This window comes from Amycolatopsis decaplanina DSM 44594, assembly GCF_000342005.1.
Taxonomy (GTDB): domain Bacteria; phylum Actinomycetota; class Actinomycetes; order Mycobacteriales; family Pseudonocardiaceae; genus Amycolatopsis; species Amycolatopsis decaplanina.
Genome location: NZ_AOHO01000019.1, coordinates 189,529 through 210,060, shown reverse-complemented (window position 1 = coordinate 210,060; position 20,532 = coordinate 189,529). Strand labels below are relative to the sequence as shown.

The following is a 20,532-nucleotide window of genomic DNA, read 5'->3' as shown; positions in this document are numbered from 1 at the left end:
CTCACGCGCGCCGGATGCCGATCTGCGGCTCGTAGCTCAGGTACAGCCCGTTGATCGCCTTTTCGGGCTTTTCCGGAGCCTGCTTGTGCTCGTGGACGCGGTTTAGGTTGTCCAGCGGGTTGTGCTTGCCGCTCTCGTCGCCGAGCAGGTGACCCTGGATCCGGCGGTAGACCTCCTCGGTGTCCTCGAGGTCGGCGATGCCGGTGACGAACCGGTCGAACGCGGCCTGCACATCCATCCCCATCCAGTCCTTTTCGGACAGCTGCTGCGCGCGGAAGAAGTGGTGCTCCTTGCCGCGGTAGCTCTCGTAGAAGGTCGACACCAGCACCAGCAGCCGTTCGTAGGCGCGGCGGTAGACGACTTCGTAGAAGTCCCAGGCCTCGGTCTCGCTGATCTCACCGCGGATGACGCTGCCGATCGCGGCGGTGCCGATCAGCGCGCTGTACGTGCCAAGGTGCACGCCGGTCGACAGCAGGGGGTCGAGGAAGCACGCGGCGTCGCCGGCGAGCAGGAAGCCGGGACCCTGGAACTGCTCGGCCGCGTACGAATAGTCCTGTTCGACCTTGATCTCGGTGACCTGCTCGGCCTCGACCAGCAGTTGCTGTATCGCCGGGCAGTCGCCGATCGCCTTGTGGTACACCGGATCCACACCGCCGAGTTCGTTGCGCGCGGCGTTGAAGGAGTCCCTTCCGGTGACGAGCCCGACGCTCAAGGTGCCGTCGGGCAGCGGGATCCCCCAGAACCAGCCGTCACCGACGGAGGCGACGGTGATCGCGCCACTCGGCCCGCGGTCGAGCTCCTTCGCGTCCTTCCAGTACGACCAGGCCGCGACGTTGCGGAAGACGTTGTGGAACTTGCGGTTCTTCAGGTACTTGGTGGCCATCACGCCGCCGCGGCCGGAGGCGTCGACGAGGTAGTCGAATTCGATCCGGCCCGTGTTGGCCGGGTTCTTCGCCTCGGCCCAGTGCGCCGCGACCGGGCGGTCGCCGTCGAAGTCGAGCTTCTTCACCGCGATGCCCTCGGTGACGTCGACGCCGACCTCGCGCGCGTGGTCGAGCAGGATCTTGTCGAAGTCGGCGCGGATGACCTGCCACGCGCTGGTGCTGCCGTCGCGGCCGTGCGGCCGGAAGCGCACCTCCCATTCCTCGGGACCCCAGAAGTAGTAGGCACCGCCCTTGGGCTGGAACCCGGCCGCGGCGATCTTGTCCCACACCCCGAGGCGTTCGAGGATCGGGCGGCACGAGGGCAGCAGCGATTCGCCGATGTGGTAGCGCGGGAAATGGTCCCGCTCCAGAAGAGTGACTTCGAAGCCCTCTTTGGCCAGAAGCCCGGCAGCGGTGGAACCCGCCGGCCCACCACCGATCACGAGGATCTGGGTCGTTGCGCGCATGACACCTCTCCAACTACGCCGACAGCCGGATTTACTTGACCGACGCTAACAACCGTGAATTGAGATCCACTCGAGAACTTGTTGCCGCACAACGTTTTTCCGAAACCGCAGTCGAAGAGACGCTACCCGGCCCCACGTGGACGACGATTCTTCCCGTGTCGGACTCCGACGGCCCGGCCGATGACCTATTGGAGGAATCCCGCGATGGGCGAATACCTTGGCGAACGCGCCGTCGTGCTCGGCGGCGGCATGGCCGGCCTGCTGACCGCCCGCGTACTTTCGGAACGCTACCGCTCCGTCGTGATCGTCGAGCGTGACACGATCGTCGGCGTCTCCGGCACCCGCCGCGGCGTGCCGCAGGCGCACCACGCGCACGCGCTGCTCGCACGAGGCCAGCAGATCCTCGAAGACCTCTTCCCCGGCCTGCAGGCCGAGCTGACCGCCGACGGCATCCCCAGCGGTGACCTCTCCGGCAGTCTGCGCTGGTACTTCAACGGGAAACGCCTGCGGCAGAAGGAATCCGGCCTGCTCAGCGTGTCCGCGACCCGCCCGGAGCTGGAAGAGCACGTCCGCGCCCGCGTCGTCGCGCTGGCAGGCGTCGAGGTCCGTGAGCGCACGGTGATCCAGTCGCTGGTCGCGACCGATGACCACTCGCGGGTCACCGGCGTCCGCGTGACCGGCGAAGACGCCGAGCCCGAGACGCTCCTCGCGGACCTGATCGTCGACGCCACCGGCCGCGGCAGCCGTTCGCCGGTGTGGCTGGAGGAACTCGGCTACGAACGCCCTGCCGAAGAGAAGATCAAGATCGACCTCGCCTACACCTCGCGGCTGTTCGAGCTGGACTCCGACCCGTTCGGCGACGACCTGGCGATCAACCCGGTCGCCTCGCCCGCCAACCCGCGCGGCGCCTTCTTCGTGAACCTGCCGGGGAACGTCGCCCTGCTGTCGCAGACCGGTCTGCTCGGGGACCACCCGCCGCGTGACGCGAAGGGTTTCCTCGAATTCGCCAAGACACTGGACGCGCCCGAGATCTACCGGGCCGTACGCACCGCGAAGCCGATCAGCGAGATCACCAGCTTCAAGGTGCCCGCCAGCGTCCGCCGCCGGTTCGACAAGCTGCGTCGTTTCCCCGAGGGCCTGCTGGTGATCGGGGACGGCGTCTGCGCGTTCAACCCGGTGTACGGCCAGGGCATGACGGTCGCGGCCATGGAGGCCGACCGGCTGGGCGCACATCTCGACGACGGCGGCGTGCGCCCGCTCCGGTTCTTCAAGGAGATCAGCCCGATCATCGACGTACCATGGGACATCTCGGCGGGCGGGGACCTCGCCTTCCCCGGCGTCGAGGGCCCGCGTCCGCTGAAGGTCAAGATGGGCAACGCCTTCATGGCGAAGCTGCACTCCGCGGCGACCGTCGACGGCCGGTTCACCGAGGCGTTCTTCCGGGCCGCGGGCCTGGTCGACCCGCCGACCGCGTTGATGCGGCCGAGCCTGGTGGTCGGCGTGCTGCGCACCGCGCGGCGCGTCAAGACGGCCGAACCCCTCACCCCCGCCGCCACGATCGGTCAAGCCCCGCCGGTGTCCGACGACCTCGCGGCCTGAGCACCAAGGAGCCATGGTCATGAACGAACCCGTCGGCAAACGCGCGGTGGTGATCGGCGGCAGTGTCGCCGGCACCCTGGCGGCGAGGGTGCTTTCCGAGTTCTATCGCGAGGTCGTGGTCGTCGATCGCGACAAGGTGCTCGGCGTCGACAAGCCGCGGCGCGGGACCCCGCACACGTGGCACGCGCACGGGCTGCACGCGCGCGGTTACTTCATCCTCGAAGAGCTCTTCCCGAACCTGCTCGAGGAACTCCGGGACTCCGGTGTCCCGGTCGGCGACCTCGCGCGGATGAAGTGGTACTTCAACGGGAAGCAGGTCGAACCCGCCGACAGCGGACTGCCGTCGATCACGGCGTTGCGGCCGGTACTGGAGCATCACCTCCGGCAGCGCACCGCTGCGATCCCGAACGTCACCTACCGCGAACGCACCGACGTCCACGGGCTGCTCGCCACGCGTGAGGGCAAGCGGATCATCGGGGTCCGCGTGCAGGCACGCGACGGCTCGTCGGAGGAGGAACGGCTCGGCGCGGACCTGGTCGTCGACGCCTCCGGACGCGGTTCGCGAACGCCGGTGTGGCTGGAGGAACTGGGCTTCGAACGGCCCGCCGAGGAGCGGGTGAAGATCGGGCTGGCCTACACCACCCGGATGTTCCGCAAGCGGCCGGAGATGTTCGACGGCTGGCAATCGATCAACCCGGTCGCCTCGCCCGCGCATCCGAGGGGCGCGTTCTTCGGTCAGGTCAACGAAGACGAGTGCATCCTTTCGCTCACCGGGATCCTCGGCGACCATCCGCCGACCGACCCGCGCGGCTATCTCGAGTACGTGAAGTCGTTGCCGGTTCCGGAGATCTACGAAGCGGTGAAGGACGCGCAGCCGCTGATCGAGCCGGTGACGTTCAAGTTCCCGGCGAGTTCGCGGCGGCGCTACGAACGGCTCAAGCGGTTCCCGGAGCGGCTGTTCGTTCTCGGTGACGCGTTCTGCAGCTTCAACCCGGTGTACGGCCAGGGCATGACGGTCGCGTCGATGGAGGCGATCGCGCTGCGCGAGCACCTCACCCGGCGGTCCGAGCCGGATTCGCGGAGGTTCCTGCGCGAGATCGGCAAGGTCGTCAACGACCCGTGGGAGATCTCGACCAGCGGCGACCTCGACTTCCCCGGCGCGGAGGGGAAGCGGACGCTCAAGGTCAAGATGGGCAACGCGTACATGGCGAAACTCCAGTACGCCGCGACGCTCGATCCGGACATCACGGCGGCGTTCATGCGGGTGGCCGGGCTGATCGATCCGCCGACCGCGCTGATGAAGCCCGGCCTGATGCTCAAGGTGCTGCGGGCCAACCGGCGGCGTCCCGTCCCCGGGGCGACGGTGACGGAGCTGCCTCGCCCCGGTCGCGAATCGCGCGCGGCCTGAAATCGACTCGTGAGTGGTAGGGACGGTTCTAACCGTCCTTACCACTCACGAGTTTTCTTTTCTTTTCCTCCGCAACACGCAAGACGCGCCTGTCGGCCGATCGGCTGATCATAGGTGTGTCAATGGCCATTTTCCTGGCGGTGGGAGAGAAATTCATGCGCAAGTTCAAGCGGGTCATGACCGCGCTGGCCGCGGTCGCGGCGGTGGTACTGCTGGGGGGAACGGCGACGGGAGCCTCCGGCGCGAACACAGGGTGGAAACATTCGGACGCGGCGCTCGCACGCTCGCTGCCCGGCAAATTCGAAAGCTCCTACGCCGACGTCAACGGCGTCCGCCTGCATTACGTCGCCGGTGGTTCCGGCAGCCCGGTGGTGCTGCTGCCCGGCTGGCCGGAGACGTGGTGGGCGTTCCACAAGGTGATGCCGGCGCTGGCCGCGAACCATCGCGTGATCGCCGTCGACCTGCGGGGGATGGGCGGATCGTCGAAGCCGGCGGCGGGCTACGACAAGGAGACGATGGCCGCCGACGTCCACGCACTGCTCGCCGGGCTCGGGTACGCCAAGGCGGATCTGGTCGGCCACGACATCGGCGCGATGGTCGCGCACAGTTACGGGATCAAGTATCCGCAAGCGGTCGGGAAGCTGGCGCTGATGGACGTGGTCGCGCCCGACAAGAGCCTCTATCAGCTGCCGCTGCTGCCCAGCGCGCCCGGCCAGTTCTCGCCGTGGTGGTGGGCGTTCAACCAGCTGCAAGGCCTGCCGGAGCAGCTCATCTCCGGTCGCTCGCGCTACGTCGTGGACGCGATGATCGACCAGCTCTCGGTGGTGCCGGCGGCGGTGAGCGACTTCGACCGGAGCGTCTACGCGCGGGCCTACGACACGCGGGAGGCCGTCCGTGCGGGCAACGGGTGGTACCGGACGCTCAACCAGGACATCGCGGCCGGCTCGGCGTACGGGAAGCTGACCATGCCGGTGCTGGGCCTCGCCGGGGAGTTCAACCACCAGTACTTCGTCCAGGTGATGCCGTCGAAGGCGGTGGATCCGCAGGTGGTCAAGATCGCCGGGGCGGGGCATTACCTTTCCGAGGAACAGCCCGCTCAGGTCATCGACGCGCTGGCGAAGTTCCTGGGCTGACACCGCCTGCCGATACTGCCTTTCGAGGCAGTATTGGAGGCGTCCGGGCCGAGCCGCCAATGGGATTCTGCGAAAAGGAAAGTCCTGGAATTCCCAGCCTATCGGGCAAAGGTGGCTAAAATGAAGGTTGGTGTTACCGGTGGCACCGGGTTCATCGGGCGATACGTCTGCGAGGAGCTCGCCGCGCGAGGGCACACGCCGGTCGTGTTCGACCATCGTGGTGAGGGGGACGGCGAGCCGTGGGAGGTCATGCTGGGCGACATCCGCGACGCGACGGCGCTGACCGAGCTCGCGGCGCATTGCGACGGGATCATCCATCTGGCGGCCGTGCTGGGCACCCAGGAGACGATCACCAATCCGCGCCCCGCGGTGGAGACCAACGTCATGGGCGGCCTGAACTTCCTCGAAGCGGTCGCCCAGTACGACCTGCCCGGCGTGTACATCTGCGTCGGCAACCACTGGATGAACAACAGCTACTCGATCTCGAAGACCACGGTCGAGCGGTTCGTCCGCATGTTCAACGCCGATCGCGGCACCCGCGTGAACTGCGTCCGCGCGGTGAACGCCTACGGCCCGCGCCAGAAGGCCGCGCCGCCGTTCGCCGCGGGGAAGGTCCGCAAGATCACCCCGGCGCTGATCTGCCGGGCGCTGTCCGGGATACCGGTGGAGCTCTACGGCGGTGGACGGCAGATCTCGGACATGGTGTGGGTCGGCGACGTCGCTCGCACCCTGGTGTCCTCTTTGGAGGCCGCCGCCGAGGGGCGGGTGCTGGAGAACACGGTGGAGATCGGGCCCGCCGAGTCGGTCACGATCCGCGAAGTGGCGGAGCTGGTGATCGACCTGTGCGAGCAGCGCGGTCACTCGCGGGTGGGCATCACCGATCTGCCCATGCGGCCGGGTGAGACACCGAACACCCCGGTCACGGCCGATGTTTCGACGCTGCTTTCCGTCGGCATCGAGCCGGAATCCCTTGTCTCGCTGGAGGAAGGCATGGCGAAGACGGTGGACTGGTACCTCGAGCACCGAGGCACCGCCTGGGACGTCCCGCCGGCCGGCCTCCGCGCGGCCTAGGCGAAGTACATGAAGGCCCCCTTCCTTGCGCCAGGCGCAAGGAAGGGGGCCTTCATGTACTTCCGCTAGGGCTTGTGGGCCTTCAGGATCAGCGACACGCCGCGGCGGGAGCGGGTCGGCAGGTAGCGCTCGGCCGTGACGATCGCGGTCAGGGCGCGGTTGACCAGCCAGGGTGTGTGCTCGTTGAGTTCGTTGCCGCGCGCCGAACGCCGCCGCAGCGCCACCACCGGCCGGAGCAGGACGTTCCAGCTCCACAGTTCGTCGACGACGAAGCCGGCGTCCTCGATGACCTTCCGCAGCGAAGCCCGGTCGTAGCGGCGCACGTGGTGCACCGCGACGTCGTGCGCCGACCACAGGTCCATTCCGGACGGAACGCTGATCAGCGCGGAGCCGCCGGGCCGCAGCACCCGGAACAGCTCCGCCGCGGCCTGGTCGTCTTCCTGGATGTGCTCGAGGATCTCGAACGCCACCACCAGATCGAACGACGAGGACGGCAGCGGCAGGTCACGGGCGTCGGCGTGGATCGCGTCGAGACCGCGTGAGCGAGCGATCTCGACGGCGTTCTCGTCGTAGTCCGTGGCGACGACGTCCCAGCCGCGCGAGCGCAGTACCCGCGTGTTGCCGCCGCCCGCCGCGCCGATGTCGAGCGCGCGGCCGGGCGGGCCGAGCCGCTTCAGTTCGTCGGCGAGCATGTGCCGCTTTTCCCGGAACCACCAGTGGTGGTCCTCCATCTCGGTGATCCGGGTGATGTCCGCCGTCTTCACCGGCGCTCCTTCCGGTGCCGGGCGAAGACCCAGCGGTCGAGGGCCACGAACCGCAGCAGCGTCATCAGCCCGTAGGCGACGATGAGCACGAGCAGTTCGACGACCGGCCCGGAACCCGGGGCGATCAGGTGGAGCCCGGTCACGGCCAGCGTGGTCAGCAGATACGTGGTGGCGAACAGGATCGCGGCCCGGGTGTGCAAGCCGAGCCGGTGCCCGCCGCCGCGGTTGAACGTCCAGCGCCGGTTCGCCTCGGTGTTGGCCACCCCGACGAGCACCAGCGCGACCAGGTTCGCCCCCGCGGGCGTCAGCGGGACGCGCAAGGGGAGATACAAGAGCGTGTAGAGCACTGTCGAGATGACGCCGATCACCGCGAACCCGAGGAACTTCGCCAGGGTCGCGGCCCGGGGTTCGGCCAGCACTGCGTCCGGATGGGTGGCGCGCAACTGCGGGATCTCCGGCACGTCCACCCGTCCTTTCCCGGCGGCGATCGCCCGGCCCACGCGGACCAGGCCCTTCAGGTTCCCCATCGCGGTCTGGGTGACCTTGACCCGCGAGTCGACGTCCTCGACCCAGTCCAGCGGCACCTCGTGCACCCGCAGGCCGTTGTGCTCGGCCAGCATCAGCATCTCGGTGTCGAAGAACCAGTGGTCGTCCTCGACCGCGTCCAGCAGCCCGAGCACGGCCTCGCGCCGGGCCGCCTTGAATCCGGCGGACGTGTCGGTGCTGCGCAGTCCGAACACATGCCGCGTGATCGCGTTGTAGGTACGGGAGACGATCTCGCGTTTGAGGCTGCGGCGGATCCGCGAGCCGCGCCCGAGCCGGGTCCCGATGGTGATCTCGCAGTGCCCGCTGACCAGCGGCGCGATCAGGGGGAGCAGGCTCTCCAGACCGGTGGAGAGGTCGACGTCCATGTAGGCCACGATGTCGGCGGTACTGGACCCCCACGTCGCCTTGATCGCCGCGCCCCGGCCGCGGACGGGAACCCGCCGCGCGGAGATGCGCGGGTTCCGCTCGGCCAGTTCGGTGGCGATCTCCCAGGTCCGGTCGGTGCTGCCGTTGTCGGCGATGGTGATCGACCAGGGGAACGGGAAGCCGTCGCCGAGGAACGCGCTCAGCGTGGTGATACAGCCGCGCAGGGCGCGTTCCTCGTTGAGCACCGGGATGACGATCTCGACGGTCGCCGTCGTGCGGCTCGCCGGTGCGACGCGGGGTGCCGCGGTGAGTTCAGCCGTCATGGGGCATCACGCTCCCGGCTTGCAGTCGAACAGGGCGGAGGTGAAGCCCATCCACGGGTTGGCGGTGTAGGCGGGCGGCGGGATCCGGGTGCAGTTGCGCACCACCCAGTCCTTGCGGGCCAGCGCGGTCGGGCTGTCGTAGGCGAAACCGCCGAACAGGACGTACCTCAGCTGTCCACTGTGGACGGCGTCGGCGAGACCGTCGGCGGTCGGCATCGGCATGGTGCCGACGAAACCGCCCATCGGCATCACGGACAGGCCGGCCCGGATGTAGGGCGAGGCGCCGGTGCCGCCGAAGGTCGCCAGGTCGAAGCGCTCGCCCCGGTTGTTGGCCTTGAGGAAACCGAGGAGCTTCTGGTCGGCGTCGGAGGGCATCATCTGGAACATGATCGGCGGGGGCAGCGGCATGGCCTGCCCTGGTCCGCCGGGCTTCGGGCCGCCCGCCATGAACTTGGTCAGGTCGATGCCGGTGGAGAGCGCGTTCGGGTTCGGCCCCGCGAGGGGGTTGAAGTTCTGGAACATCGCCGTGCGCGGATCCGTCGGCGGGTGGAAGGCGGGCGCCGCCCAGGCGACCGGTCCGGCCAGCAGCGCGACCCCGGCCACGGCACCGGTCACGACGGCGAACTTCCCGGTGCGGCGCACGAGGACCAGCACCGCGGCGAGGACGGCGGCGATCGCGACGACAGGCCGCAGCCACGGCACGTAGTCGCTGGAGCGGCTCATCAGCACGAACGCCCAGGCGCCGGTGGCGAGCAGGCCGACCGGCAGTGCCCACGCGAAGCGGCGGTTCGTCCAGGCGAGGTGCAGGCCGACGCCGCCGATCGCGGCGATGGCCGGTGCCAGGATGCTGGTGTAGTACGGGTGGATGCTTTGCGAGAAGCTGAGCGCGCCGGTGTAGAGGACGAGCCAGCCGCCCCACAGCAGCCAGCCGGCGCGCGTCTTGTCGGTGCGCGGTGCGCGGCCGGCGGCGACGAGGCCGACGACGAGCAGCAGCACCGCCAGCGGCAGCAGCCACGAGATCTGGCCGCCGATCAGGTCGTTGAACATCCGGAAAACACCGGTGTCGCCACCCTGGTCGACCGGCGTGACCTTGCCGTCGGGCAGGACGGGCAGTTCGGCCGAGTTCCCGGTCTTCGCGGCGTCCGCGCGGTCGAAAAGGTTGTAGGACCAGACCATCTGCCACACCGAGTTCGAAGTGCTGCCGTCCATGTACGGACGGGAGCCCGCGGGCGTCAACCCGACGATGAGCATCCAGATCGAGGAGACCGCCGCGGTGACCGCACCGGCACCGAGCAGGTGCAGGACCCGGCGTCCCGTCGACGTCGGCGCGGCGACGAGATAGACGATCCCGAGCACCGGAAGGACGGCCAGTGCCATGGCGAGCTTGATGTGGAAGCCGACGCCGACGAGCGCGGCGGTGAGCAGCAGCCAGCGCGGCGACGCCTTCTCCAGCGCCCGCCAGAAGGCGTAGGTCGCGACGAGCAGCGTCAGGATCAGCGTCGAGTCGGGCAGGTTGACCCGGGTGGCCGCGATCGTGATCGGTGTCGCGGCGAGCAGGACGGCGGCCAGCGCCGCGGGCGCGTGCCCTGCCCAGCGGCGCACGAGCACGAACAGCACGTACACCGAGACGGCGCCGGCGATGGCGCCGGGCAAAAGCAGTGCCCAGGTCTCGTAACCGAAGGCACGCACGGAAAGCGCCTGGAGCCAGAGCGCGCCGGGTGCCTTGTCGACACTCATGAACCCGGCGGGATCGTAGGCACCGTAAAGGAAGTTGTGCCAGTTCGAGGACATGCTGCGAACCGCGGCGGCGTACGCGTAGTGTGCGGCGTTCCCGCCGATACCCCACCCGTAGGCGATGCCGGCGACGAGCGCGCCGAGTACGGCGATGCGCTTGGCGGCCAGTGCGGACAGCCCCGTCTTGGTCTTCTTCTTCGGCGTCCGCACGGGCGGGGCAGCGCCCCGCGGCGGGGTGCTCGTGACCGGGGTGCCTAGGTCTTGGGACACGTTCTACTCCCTTCCCAGGAATAGGAGATGACGCGGCTCACGGACGTGAGATACGCACCGCGAATTCGTGATCGTCTCGAAAAGTGTCGCACCACGGTTTCGAGCGCGTCTTATCCCAGCCTGCTGGTTTGGCTCCCGGTTCACGGGCAAAAATGTCCTTTAAGGACATTCGTCAGCGAAGGCGGACGGGAAGGGCTTCGAGACCGTGCATCACCATGCTGACGCGCCAGCGGAGGCTCTCCGCGGGAACGGCCGCGCGCAGCTCCGGGAATCGGGTGAGCAGGGCGGAGAGCGCGATTCCGCCTTCGAGGCGGGCCATCGGCGCGCCGAGGCAGTGGTGGATGCCGTGTCCGAAAGCGAGCTGCGGGTTGTCCGCGCGGTCGAGTTCCAGCGCGTCCGCGCCGGTGAAGCGGGCGGGATCGCGGTTGGCGGCCAGCAACGACACGATGACCAGCGATCCCGCCGGGATCGTCACGCCGCCGAGCTCGATTTGCTCGTTGGCGTAACGCATCGCCGCGTGCACGGGGCTCTCGTAGCGCAGGAATTCCTCCACCGCGGCCGGCATTCCGTCCGGGTTCGCGCGCAGCGCGGCGAGCTGCCCCGGGTTCTCGAGCAGGGCGAGGGTGGCGTTGCCGATGAGGTGGACGGTGGTCTCGTGCCCGGCGATGAGCAGGAGGAAGACCATCGAGGTCAGCTCGTGTTCGGTCAGCCGGTCTTCGCCGTCGTGCACCGTGACGAGCGCCGAAAGCAGGTCCGTGCCGGGGTTCGCGCGTTTCTCGGCGAGGAGTTTCCTGACGTAGCGCAGCATTTCGGCGGCGGCCGCGTCGAGTTCGTCGACGGGGAGCGCGCTGGCGGTGAGGATCTCGGTCCAGCCGTGGAAGGCTCCTGCCTCGTCCTCCGGCACGCCGAGCATCTCCGTCAGGATCCGGATCGGCAGCGGCAGGGCGAGCGCCTTGATCAGGTCGACCTCGTCGAAGTCGGCGACGGCGTCGAGGAGTTCGGCCGTGATGGCCTCGATTCTCGGGCGCAGCTGGGCGATCCGGCGCACGGTGAACGCGGCGGACACCAGCTTCCTGAGCCGGGTGTGATCCGGCGGATCGAGGTTCAGCATATGCGTGTTCATGCCGAGCCGGACGTCCTCGGACAGCCCGCGCCGGTCGCCGACGGCGCCGGTGCGCCCGCTCAGCCCCGGGTGCGCGAGCGCCGCGCGGACCTCGGCGTAGCCGCTCACCAGCCAGCCGCTGGTCCCGGACGAGAGCGTGATCCTGCGGACCGGGCCGCTTTCGCGCAGTGCGGCGTAGGCGGCGTGCCTTTCTGGCGCGCCCCCGAACAGGAAATCGGAGCTGGAAGAGGTCACCGAATCAGGTTCCCGTGCGCGCCGCCACGCCTTCTTCTCCTGACTTGCCCGCCGCGTATGAATTACGCACGAAGCGCGCGAGTTTATTGCACCTTTTTTCTTGCGGCCTACTCGAAAACTGCTCGAAGAAATGATTGACGATCTACGTCCGAAGATCGTAACGTTGTTACCAGGTCGCCGGGGGGCAACGGAACCCGCGCCTGGTGAGTCAGAAAATTCCCAGCAATGAATCGGAGTGATTACTGTGTCCGCAAAGCTTGCCGCCAAGTTCGCCGGTTCCGCCATCGCCGCTCTCGGCCTGCTGGCCGTCGTCGCCCCGGGGGCCTCGGCCGCCGCGGCCGTCACGGTCACGCCGTCGTCGGGGCTGTCGGACGGTGCGGTGGTCCAGGTGACCGGAACCGGCCTGACGCCGGGCGGGACCTATCGCGTCGGCGAGTGCGCCCAGGACGCGGCGGGGCAGTTCCCTTGCAGCCCTACGCAGCAGTCGCTGGTCGCTGACGCGTCCGGGAAGATTTCGGCCTCGGTCACCGTGCAGAAGAACTTCACCGGCGTCCTGCCCGACGGCAGCAGCTACGGCGCGGTGGACTGCAAGGCCATCACCTGTGTCGTCGGCCTCGGTGACTCCGCCGGCAACGGTGGCGGTGTGATCATCAGCTTCAGCTGACGCTCGACGGCGATGAAGGAATTGGGACGTCGCGTGTCCCAATTCCTTCATCGCCGAGTAAGAGTACTTCAGGTGTCGTAATTGCGGAACTCGCGTGCTTCCAGCCGGATCTCGCGTGCTTGGAGCCGGAACTCGCGTGTTCCGGCTCCAAGCACGTGAGTTCCGTCTCCGAGCACGCGAATCACGCCAACGAGCACGGAACCTCAGAGCGTTTCAGCGATCAGGCCCCGTTTGCGCAGCAGCGGCATAACGCCTTCGCCGAACGTGTAGGCCTCTTCGAGATGCGGCTGGGCGGAAAGGATCAGGTGGTCGAGGCCGAGGGCGTGATACTCCTCGATCCGTTCGGCCACTTCTTCGTGGCTGCCCACCAGTGCCGTGCCGACGCCGGGACGCACCAGGCCGTAGCCCGCCCAGACGTTGGGGTGGATCTCCAGGGAGTCGGTGCGGCCGGCGTGCAGTGCGGCCATCCGCCGCTGGCCCTCGGATTCGGTGGCGGCGAACCGTTCCTGCGCCTGCCGGATCCTGGCCGGGTCCATCCCGGCGAGCAGCTGGTCGGCCACCTTCCACGCTTCGGCCGAGGTGTCCCGGCTGATCACGTGGAATCGCGTGCCGAAGCGCAGTGAACGCCCTAAGGCCTCCGCTCGTTCCCGCGACCGGGCGAGGTGCGAGGCCATCGCCGACGGCGTTTCGCCCCACATCAGCAGCACGTCCGCCTGCGCGGCCGCGACGTCCAGCGCGGCCGACGAAGAACCACCGAGGAACAAGGTCGGGCGTACCGGATGCGGCCGCGCGACCATCCCGGCCTTCAAGGTGTAGTGCTCGCCGGAGAAGTCGAACCTCGATCCCGGCCAAGCCTGCCGGAAGACATCCATGAACTCGCCGGTGCGCGCGTACCGCTGGTCGTGGTCGAGCCAGTCGCCGTAGCGGCGCTGCTCGTCGGGGTCCCCGCCGGTCACGATGTTCAGCAGCAGCCGAGAATCGGAGACGCGCTGGAACGTCGCCGCGGTCTGCGCGGCCAGCAGCGGCGAGATGAACCCCGGCCGCAGCGCGATCATGAACTTCACCGACCGGGTCACGCCCGCGAGCGCCGAAGCCACGACCCACGGGTCCTCGCAAAACAACCCGAACGGCGTGAGCATCCCGGTGAACCCGAAGCGGTCCGCGGCGAGCGCGACCTGGGTCAGGTATTCGAGGTCCGGTTCGCGGCGGGCGCCGGGGGCCGCGACACCGTCGGCGGTCTTGGCGATCTCCCGTCCGTCGCCGTGTGACGGCAGGAACCAGTGCAGTTGCAGGCTCATGAGTGCTCCCCGAACAGTGAGTGCGCGATCGCTTCCAGCGGTCCCGAGGCGAGTTCAGCCTCCAGCCACAGCGCGCGCCGGAACCAGCGGTGCAGCGGGAATTCCCAGGTGACGCCCATCCCGCCGCAGACCTGGATCGCCGTCTCGCAGACGGAGATCGCCGCCCGGCTCGCGGCGTGCGCCGCGCACGCGACCGCTTCCGTCGAGGCGGCCGCACCGGACGCGGCGCGGTAGGCCAGCGAACGCGCGAGCTCGACCTCGGCGTAGCCGTCGGCGAGCTGCTGGCTCACCGCCTGGAACGAACCGATGGGACGGTCGAACTGGGCCCGCGTCTTCGCGTGCTCGACGGCGATCGCCAACGCCCGGTCGGCGACGCCGATGGCCTCGCCCGCGAGCAGGGTCGTCGCCCGGCTGTGGATCGCGGTGAGCAGGGGCGTGGCGGAAGGCGGCCCGACGAGCAGCCTGCCCTCGGCCCCGGCCAGTGCGACGTCCGACGTCGTCCGGAGTGGGTCGACGCCGGCGCGAGCGGACAGCGAAGCAACGGTGGGGTCGACACCGAACAGCGCTACCCCGGCCGGGGTACGGGCGGCGACCACGATCTCCGTGGCGACGTCGGCGTGCAGGACCGCCTGTACCGCGCCGTCCAGCCGCCAGCCACCGTCGCGGCGTGACGCGCGGCAGGTGCCGGTGCCGTCGGCGAGCGTCGCCGGACCGGGCGGTTCGACACCCGCGGCCCGGTACACCGGCAGGGCGAGCCCGGCCGTGGCGAACCAGGGCACCGGATGCAGCGCCCGGCCGCCTTCCTCGGCCAGCAGGACGAGTTCGGCCAGGTCGAGGTCCGGATCCAGCCAACCTTGCCGGACCAGCTCGGGCCAGGCGGAGAGGTCATTCTGGCCGTCGTCGGCCAGCGCCGCGATCCGCTCGAGGCCGTACGTGTCCTCGAGGTAGGTGCGGGCAGCGGTCTTGAGCGCGGTCTGATCCTCGGTCAACGCGAAGTCCATCGGATTGGCCCCTATCGTGATTTCGGCAGGCCGAGGACCCGCTCCGCGACGATGCCGCGCAGGATCTCCGACGTTCCGCCTTCGATGCTGTTGGCCCGGCTGCGCAGCCGCTGGTGCTGCCAGTAGCCGCCCCAGAAGGCGTCGGTTCCGTCGGCCGCCGCGCCCGCGCCGAGCAGCCGCAGCGCGAGGGCGCTCACCCGCTGGTTCGCCTGTGACCAGCGCAGTTTCAGGATCGAGCTCTCCGGTCCGGGTTCGCCGGTCCGCTCCATCGCGGCCAGCGCGCGGTATCCGGTGAACCGCAGGCCCTGCAGGTCGACGTACAGCTCGGCGATTTCGGTGCGGACCCGCGGGTCGGTGTCGCCTCCGCAGGCCTTGGCGGTCTTGACCAGCCTGTCGAGCTGGACGGACAGCCGCGCGGTGAGGGTGATGCCGAACGTGCCGCGCTCGTGCGCGAGGGTGGTCAGCGCGACCCGCCAGCCCTGTCCCGGTTCGCCGAGTACGCAGTGGTCGGGGATTTCGACGCCGGTCAGCAGGATCTGGTTGAAGTCGGTGTCGCCCGACAGCTGGCGCAGCGGCCGGACTTCGACACCGGGTGCGCGCATGTCGAGCAGGAAACAGGTCAGTCCGCGGTGTTTGGCCGCGTCCGGATCGGTGCGGGCGAGCAACAGGCAGTGGTCGGCCAAATGCGCGTAGGAGGACCAGACCTTTTCGCCGTCGACGACGTAGCCACCGCCGGTGCGGCGGGCCCGGGTGCGCACCGAAGCGAGGTCCGAACCGGCGTCCGGTTCGGAGAAGCCTTGGCAGAAGATCGTTTCCCCGGAAAGGATCCGGGGGAGGTGCTCGGCCTTCTGCGCGTCCGTTCCATAGTGGACGATCGCGGGGCCGACCATGCCGAGCCCGATCACCCCGGCGTGATCCGGCGCCTCGGCCAGCGCGCTCTCCTCGGCGTAGATGGCTTGATACGAAGGAGAAAGCCCGCGACCGCCGTGTTCGGCGGGCCAGGTCAGACCGGCGTATCCGGCCGCGTGCAACGCCTTGCTCCAGGCGCGCAATTCGTCGGCGGACCACGCGCGAGGCGCGCTCGGCGTGGCTTCGGGTAACTGCTCGGCGAGCCAAGCTCTGAGGCCCACCCGGAATGCCGCTTGATCTTCGCTGTCGTCCAGCCGCATGTAGGCACCATAACCAGCGTCGATGATCGTGAGGGGGTGCGCGAGCCATTCCCGCAACTACGGAGAACCCCCGGTGGGCACCGCAATCCGTGAGACGTTCCCCCGTCGGGGACCACACCACGATGGGGAGGCCGGGCACCGCGTCCGGTGGAGAGGCAGGTACCCGCCCGTGGCCGCGCTGAACGACCGGACCCCGGTCATCGTCTCCGCCGTCCGCACCCCGATCGGCAAACGCGGCGGGGTGCTCGCCGGGCTCAAGGCCGTCGAGCTGATGCGGCACGTCCAGCTCGAGGTCATCGCCCGCGCCGGCATCGAACCCGGCGACGTCGAGCAGATCATCGGCGGCTGCGTGACCCAATCCGGCGAACAGAGCCTCAACGTCACCCGCAACGCCTGGCTCAACTCCGGCCACGACCCGGCGGTCGGTTGCTCCACAGTGGACGTTTCGTGTGGCTCGGCCCAGCAGGCCAACCACCTGATCTCCGCGCTCATCGCCGCGGACGCCATCGACACCGGGATCGCCTGCGGCGTCGAGTCGATGAGCAGGGTGCCGATCGGGACGAACCTCTACCAGGGCCCCGGGCACTACAAGACGCGTGACTATCCGTGGGACGACCCGCCGAAGGCGCAGTTCGGCGGCGCCGAGCGGATCGCCGCACGCGAAGGCATCGGGCGCGCGGACGCCGACGACTACGGCCTGCTTTCCCAGCAGCGCGCGGCACGGGCGTGCGAGGAGGGCCGGTTCGACCGCGAAGTCTCCCCGGTCGGTTCGGTCACTCGCGACGAAGGCGTCCGCGACACCACCCTCGAAGGTCTCGCCGCGTTGCGGCCCAACGTCGAAGGCGCGGTGCACACCGCCGGGTCGACGTCGCAGATCTCCGACGGCGCCGCCGCCATCCTCTGGATGTCGTACGGGAAGGCCCGCGCGCTCGGCCTGACCCCGCGGGCGCGGCTGGCCGGCCAGGTCGTCACCGGCGCGGATCCGTACTACCTGCTCGACGGGCCGGTGGTCGCCACCGAACGGATCCTGCGCAAGACAGGACGGCGACTGTCCGATGTGGACATCTGTGAGGTGAACGAGGCCTTCGCCGGGGTGGTGCTGAACTGGGCCAAAGCACACGGCGCGGACATCGACCGCGTCAACGTCAACGGCGGAGCCATCGCACTCGGCCACCCGCTGGGCGCGACCGGGACCAGGCTGCTCGTGACGGCGTTGCACGAACTCGAGCGCACCGACACCTCGACCGCGCTGATCACCATGTGCTGCGGCGGTTCGCTCGGCACCGCCTCGCTGCTGGAAAGGCTTTGACCATGCGTGCAGAAGACTTCTTCCGACGGGCGCGAGCGGGATCGATCGGCCCGCTGGAAGGTGTGCGCGTCCTGGACGTGACCAAGGTCTGGTCCGGCCCGCTCGCCACCTGCGTCATGGCGGACATGGGGGCCGACGTGGTCCGGATCGAGCTCGCCGACGGCCACGACGGCGACGTGCCGCCGAACATCCCCGGCACCGGGCTGTCGTGGTTCCGGGAAACCGTGCACCGCAACAAACGCAGCGCCGGGCTGGACCTGCGCGACGACACCGGCCGCGCTCGGTTCCTGGAACTGGTGGCCCACGCGGACATCTTGGTCGAGAACTACAAGCCCGGCACGCTGGACGGCTGGGGCGCCGGGTACGAGGCCTGCCGGGCGGTGCGCGAAGACATCGTTTTCGTGTCGGTGTCCGGTTTCGGGCAGTACGGCCCGAAATCGCATCTGCCCGCCTACGACCCCGCGATCCAGGCCGCGGCGGGCTGGATGTCGCTGAACGGCTTGCCGGAAGGCCCGCCGGTGCGCGCCCCGACGTTCCTCGCCGACGAGCTGGCGGGCCTGCACGCGGCGATCGGCGGCCTCGCCGCGCTGGCACACCGGAACCGGACCGGCGAAGGGCAGCACGTCGACGTGTCCATGGTGGACTGCCTGCTCGCCTGCAGCAGCGGCCTGCCGACCCTCGCCGCGACCGGCACCCCGCCGCAGCGGCTTGGCAACGAGACCGATTTCGTCGTCCCCGCAAACGTCTACGCATGCGCGGACGGACACCTGTACCTCGCCGTCGCGATCAACCGGCATTGGCGCGCGCTCGCCGAGATCATCGGCAGGCCGGAACTCGGCCGTGCCGAAGGATTCGGCACGGCCGCCGAAAGGCTGGCGAACCGGGACGCGGTCAACGCGGTCATCTCGGGCTGGTGCGCCGGCCGTCCGCTCGCCGAGGCGCTCGAAGTGCTGAACGGCCACGGGCTCGTCGCGGCGCCGGTGCGCACGCTCACCGAAGCCGTCGCCGACGAGCACGTCAAGGCGCGGGCGATGTTGCAGGAAACGGTGCTGAGCAACGGATCCACCGCGCCGATCGTCGGGCCCGCGGTGAAGTTCTCCCGCACTCCGACGAAGGTCCGCCGAGGTGCGCCGCGGCCGGGCGCGGACACCGCCGAAGTGCTCGCCGAGCTCGCGGCAAACGATGAGAAGAACAGTTTGCGCCGCGTTTCTTAAAATGGAAACAAATTGTGCCGCAAAAAACGAGGAGGCGTCGTGGCGGAGCACCACCGGGCCCTGATCACCGGGGCTTCACGAGGGATCGGCCGGGCCGTGGCGCTGCGGCTGGCCCAGGAGGGCTACGCCGTCGCGGGATGTTTTTCGAAAGCGAGCGACGCGTCGGCGGAAACCGAAGAGGACATCGCCGCGATCGGCGTTCCCTCCTATTTCGCGGAATGCGATGTCGCCGATTCCGAAGCCGTCGAACGATTCGTCAAGGACGCCGAAGAGAAGCTCGGCCCGATCGATCTGCTGATCAACAACGCCGGCATCACCAAGGACAGCCCGCTGGTGCTCGCCAACGCCGAGGACTGGCACGCGGTGCTCGACACGAACCTCACCGGCACCTGGAACTTCTGCCGCGCCATGGCCTTCCGGTTCATGAAGAACCGCGGCGGCGTCGTGGTCAACATGTCCTCGGTCGCCGGCGTCTACGGCCACGCCGGTCAGACCGCCTACTCCGCCAGCAAGGCCGGGATCATCGGCTTCAGCAAGTCGCTGGCCAAGGAAGTGGCCGGGCACGGTGTCCGGGTCAACGTCGTCGCGCCCGGGTTCATCGAGACCGACATGACCGGTTCCCTCGGCGACAAGCAGCGCGCCAAGGCACTGAGCCAGATCCCGGCCAAGCGGTTCGGCACCGGTGAGGACGTCGCCGAACTGGTCGCGTTCCTGGTCTCCGACCGCGCCTCCTACATCACCGGACAGGTGCTGCAGGTCGACGGGGGGATCACGCTGTGACCGGGATTCCCGCCTTCGCCGCGCCGCTGCGGGCGATCGACCTGCTGGACGTCCGTGCGTGCGGGGACGACCTCGAGCTGGTCGCCCAGATCACCGTGGACGGCAAGGAACCCAACCTGCGCGGGCATTTCCCCGGCCAGGCCGTGTACCCCGGCGTCTTCGTCATCGAGACGCTGGAACAGGCGATGCGGGAGGCCGCGAACGCCCGGCTGCGCACCGTCCGGTCCGTCCGCTTCCTCGCCCCGGTGCTCGACGGCGACCGCATGGTCCTCACGGCCACCGCGAAGCGCACCCCGGAGGGCTGGGACGTCACCGGCAAGGCCGTCCTCGGCGAGACGACGACGGCCAAGATCCGCGCCGGCTTCGAGGAGGACGCGGAATGACCGAGCACCACGACGTCCGGGTCCTGCTCCCGCAGCGGTATCCGCTGCTGCTGGTGGACCGCGTGCTGGAGCTTGTCCCCGGCGAATCGATCGTGACGATCAAGGCGGTCACCGGTACCGAGCCGTGCTACGCGGGGATTCCCGACGGCGCCCCGGCGAGCCGGTACGACTACCCGAAGTCGCTGATGATCGAGTCGTTCGGGCAGAGCGCCGCGCTCCTCTGGCTCGACGGCCGCGCGCCGGTCGAGGACGACGACACGACGTTGATGTTCATCGGTGCCCGTGACTATCGGTTCACGGGTGCCGCCCGCCCTGGTGACGTGCTCCGCCACGAGGTCCGCCTGGAGTCGGTGCTGGCCGACACGGCCTTCGCCACCGGCCGGACCTGGGTCGGGGATCGCCTGATCGCCACCGTCACCACCCTGACCGCGACGCGGCGCCCTGTACGGCCCGCGGCGTGAGAACCGCACGGGAAAACGAAACCGGAGGATCGTCATGACGCAGACCGACACCCAGCTCGAGGAGCTCCGTGAGCTGGTCGCCGAGGTGCTCGAGCTCGAGCCCGAGGAACTGGAGGACAACGGGGACTTCATCGACGACTACGAGGCCGACTCCCTGCGCGCCATCGAGATCCTCGCCCGGATCGACAAGCAGTACAAGATCGAGATCCCGCAGGCCGAACTGCCCGAGCTGCGCACGCTCAGGGCGGTCAACGACGCCCTGATCCGGCACTCCGTCAAGAAGGGATGAACC

19 protein-coding genes are annotated in these 20,532 nt (G+C 69.1%); 11 read left to right on the top strand and 8 right to left on the bottom strand.

Going from position 1 to position 20,532, the window contains the following annotated elements; translation table 11 throughout:
- Nucleotide 1 precedes the first annotated feature (1 nt).
- A complete protein-coding gene (locus H074_RS02245; RefSeq protein ID WP_007028390.1) occupies nucleotides 2–1,390 on the bottom strand; it encodes an NAD(P)/FAD-dependent oxidoreductase in 1,389 nt (462 codons plus the stop codon).
- A 204-nt stretch (nucleotides 1,391–1,594) separates the two neighbouring features.
- Between H074_RS02245 and H074_RS02240 the strand changes: the two genes are divergently transcribed.
- From H074_RS02240 to H074_RS02225, 4 genes are all read left to right on the top strand, one after another.
- Nucleotides 1,595–2,989: an NAD(P)/FAD-dependent oxidoreductase gene (locus tag H074_RS02240; RefSeq protein WP_007028389.1), complete on the top strand. Its 1,395-nt coding sequence runs from the start codon at nucleotides 1,595–1,597 to the stop codon at nucleotides 2,987–2,989.
- 19 nt (nucleotides 2,990–3,008) lie between these two features.
- Entirely contained in the window at nucleotides 3,009–4,397 is a 1,389-nt protein-coding gene (locus H074_RS02235; RefSeq protein ID WP_039921276.1) for an FAD-dependent oxidoreductase, read from the top strand.
- A 122-nt stretch (nucleotides 4,398–4,519) separates the two neighbouring features.
- Nucleotides 4,520–5,530, top strand: coding sequence for an alpha/beta fold hydrolase (locus H074_RS02230; protein WP_007028387.1), 1,011 nt, complete (start codon nucleotides 4,520–4,522; stop codon nucleotides 5,528–5,530).
- A gap of 120 nt (nucleotides 5,531–5,650) precedes the next feature.
- The gene (locus tag H074_RS02225; protein WP_007028386.1) at nucleotides 5,651–6,601 is read left to right on the top strand and encodes an NAD-dependent epimerase/dehydratase family protein; all 951 of its coding nucleotides are present in this window, start codon (nucleotides 5,651–5,653) and stop codon (nucleotides 6,599–6,601) included.
- Nucleotides 6,602–6,666: 65 nt separating this feature from the next.
- Here H074_RS02225 and H074_RS02220 read toward each other — a convergent pair whose 3' ends face one another.
- From H074_RS02220 to H074_RS02205, 4 genes are all read right to left on the bottom strand, one after another.
- Nucleotides 6,667–7,365: a class I SAM-dependent methyltransferase gene (locus H074_RS02220; protein WP_007028385.1), complete on the bottom strand. Its 699-nt coding sequence runs from the start codon at nucleotides 7,363–7,365 to the stop codon at nucleotides 6,667–6,669.
- Nucleotides 7,362–8,600, bottom strand: coding sequence for a glycosyltransferase (locus H074_RS02215; RefSeq protein WP_007028384.1), 1,239 nt, complete (start codon nucleotides 8,598–8,600; stop codon nucleotides 7,362–7,364). Before H074_RS02215 ends, H074_RS02220 begins: the two co-directional genes overlap by 4 nt.
- Before the next feature lie 6 nt (nucleotides 8,601–8,606).
- The gene (locus H074_RS02210) at nucleotides 8,607–10,604 is read right to left on the bottom strand and encodes an ArnT family glycosyltransferase (protein WP_039921233.1); all 1,998 of its coding nucleotides are present in this window, start codon (nucleotides 10,602–10,604) and stop codon (nucleotides 8,607–8,609) included.
- Between the two features lie 172 nt (nucleotides 10,605–10,776).
- A complete protein-coding gene (locus tag H074_RS02205) occupies nucleotides 10,777–11,961 on the bottom strand; it encodes a cytochrome P450 family protein (protein WP_007028382.1) in 1,185 nt (394 codons plus the stop codon).
- Nucleotides 11,962–12,205: 244 nt separating this feature from the next.
- Here H074_RS02205 and H074_RS02200 point away from each other — a divergent pair, with 244 nt between their 5' ends.
- Nucleotides 12,206–12,625 (top strand): enediyne antibiotic chromoprotein, encoded by a 420-nt coding sequence (locus tag H074_RS02200; protein WP_007028381.1) that lies wholly within the window; start codon nucleotides 12,206–12,208, stop codon nucleotides 12,623–12,625.
- 203 nt (nucleotides 12,626–12,828) lie between these two features.
- Here the strand turns inward: H074_RS02200 and H074_RS02195 are convergent, their stop codons facing one another.
- The 3 genes from H074_RS02195 to H074_RS02185 are packed head-to-tail and all read right to left on the bottom strand — an operon-like array spanning nucleotide 12,829 to nucleotide 16,093.
- On the bottom strand, nucleotides 12,829–13,923 hold the full coding sequence (locus tag H074_RS02195; RefSeq protein ID WP_007028380.1) for an LLM class flavin-dependent oxidoreductase: 1,095 nt from the start codon (nucleotides 13,921–13,923) through the stop codon (nucleotides 12,829–12,831).
- Nucleotides 13,920–14,924, bottom strand: coding sequence for an acyl-CoA dehydrogenase family protein (locus H074_RS02190; RefSeq protein WP_007028379.1), 1,005 nt, complete (start codon nucleotides 14,922–14,924; stop codon nucleotides 13,920–13,922). Before H074_RS02190 ends, H074_RS02195 begins: the two co-directional genes overlap by 4 nt.
- A gap of 11 nt (nucleotides 14,925–14,935) precedes the next feature.
- Complete coding sequence (locus H074_RS02185) at nucleotides 14,936–16,093, bottom strand: acyl-CoA dehydrogenase family protein (protein ID WP_039921230.1); 1,158 nt, start codon at nucleotides 16,091–16,093, stop codon at nucleotides 14,936–14,938.
- A 169-nt stretch (nucleotides 16,094–16,262) separates the two neighbouring features.
- On the opposite strand from H074_RS02185, the gene H074_RS02180 reads away from it, so the two are divergent.
- From H074_RS02180 to H074_RS02155, 6 genes are read left to right on the top strand one after another with little or no spacing between them, the layout of a single operon-like run.
- On the top strand, nucleotides 16,263–17,402 hold the full coding sequence (locus H074_RS02180; RefSeq protein WP_007028377.1) for a steroid 3-ketoacyl-CoA thiolase: 1,140 nt from the start codon (nucleotides 16,263–16,265) through the stop codon (nucleotides 17,400–17,402).
- A gap of 2 nt (nucleotides 17,403–17,404) precedes the next feature.
- Entirely contained in the window at nucleotides 17,405–18,616 is a 1,212-nt protein-coding gene (locus H074_RS02175; RefSeq protein WP_007028376.1) for a CaiB/BaiF CoA transferase family protein, read from the top strand.
- A 39-nt stretch (nucleotides 18,617–18,655) separates the two neighbouring features.
- On the top strand, nucleotides 18,656–19,396 hold the full coding sequence (gene fabG / locus H074_RS02170) for a 3-oxoacyl-[acyl-carrier-protein] reductase (protein ID WP_007028375.1): 741 nt from the start codon (nucleotides 18,656–18,658) through the stop codon (nucleotides 19,394–19,396).
- Nucleotides 19,393–19,779, top strand: a complete 387-nt coding sequence (locus H074_RS02165; RefSeq protein WP_007028374.1) for an ApeI family dehydratase — start codon at nucleotides 19,393–19,395, stop codon at nucleotides 19,777–19,779. The genes fabG and H074_RS02165 overlap by 4 nt, the downstream gene beginning before the upstream one ends.
- Nucleotides 19,776–20,240 (top strand): 3-hydroxyacyl-ACP dehydratase FabZ family protein, encoded by a 465-nt coding sequence (locus H074_RS02160; protein ID WP_007028373.1) that lies wholly within the window; start codon nucleotides 19,776–19,778, stop codon nucleotides 20,238–20,240. Before H074_RS02165 ends, H074_RS02160 begins: the two co-directional genes overlap by 4 nt.
- Before the next feature lie 34 nt (nucleotides 20,241–20,274).
- The gene (locus H074_RS02155) at nucleotides 20,275–20,529 is read left to right on the top strand and encodes an acyl carrier protein (protein ID WP_007028372.1); all 255 of its coding nucleotides are present in this window, start codon (nucleotides 20,275–20,277) and stop codon (nucleotides 20,527–20,529) included.
- Nucleotides 20,530–20,532 lie beyond the last annotated feature (3 nt).

Coding starts and splice junctions, on each gene's coding strand:
- H074_RS02235 (WP_039921276.1), top strand. CDS start 3,009: ATGAACGAACCCGTCGGCAAACGCGCGGTGGTGATCGGCGGCAGTGTC.
- H074_RS02190 (WP_007028379.1), bottom strand. CDS start 14,924: ATGGACTTCGCGTTGACCGAGGATCAGACCGCGCTCAAGACCGCTGCC.
- H074_RS02160 (WP_007028373.1), top strand. CDS start 19,776: ATGACCGAGCACCACGACGTCCGGGTCCTGCTCCCGCAGCGGTATCCG.
- H074_RS02240 (WP_007028389.1), top strand. CDS start 1,595: ATGGGCGAATACCTTGGCGAACGCGCCGTCGTGCTCGGCGGCGGCATG.
- H074_RS02230 (WP_007028387.1), top strand. CDS start 4,520: ATGGCCATTTTCCTGGCGGTGGGAGAGAAATTCATGCGCAAGTTCAAG.
- H074_RS02215 (WP_007028384.1), bottom strand. CDS start 8,600: ATGACGGCTGAACTCACCGCGGCACCCCGCGTCGCACCGGCGAGCCGC.
- H074_RS02225 (WP_007028386.1), top strand. CDS start 5,651: ATGAAGGTTGGTGTTACCGGTGGCACCGGGTTCATCGGGCGATACGTC.
- H074_RS02155 (WP_007028372.1), top strand. CDS start 20,275: ATGACGCAGACCGACACCCAGCTCGAGGAGCTCCGTGAGCTGGTCGCC.
- H074_RS02245 (WP_007028390.1), bottom strand. CDS start 1,390: ATGCGCGCAACGACCCAGATCCTCGTGATCGGTGGTGGGCCGGCGGGT.
- H074_RS02185 (WP_039921230.1), bottom strand. CDS start 16,093: ATGCGGCTGGACGACAGCGAAGATCAAGCGGCATTCCGGGTGGGCCTC.
- H074_RS02195 (WP_007028380.1), bottom strand. CDS start 13,923: ATGAGCCTGCAACTGCACTGGTTCCTGCCGTCACACGGCGACGGACGG.
- H074_RS02175 (WP_007028376.1), top strand. CDS start 17,405: ATGCGTGCAGAAGACTTCTTCCGACGGGCGCGAGCGGGATCGATCGGC.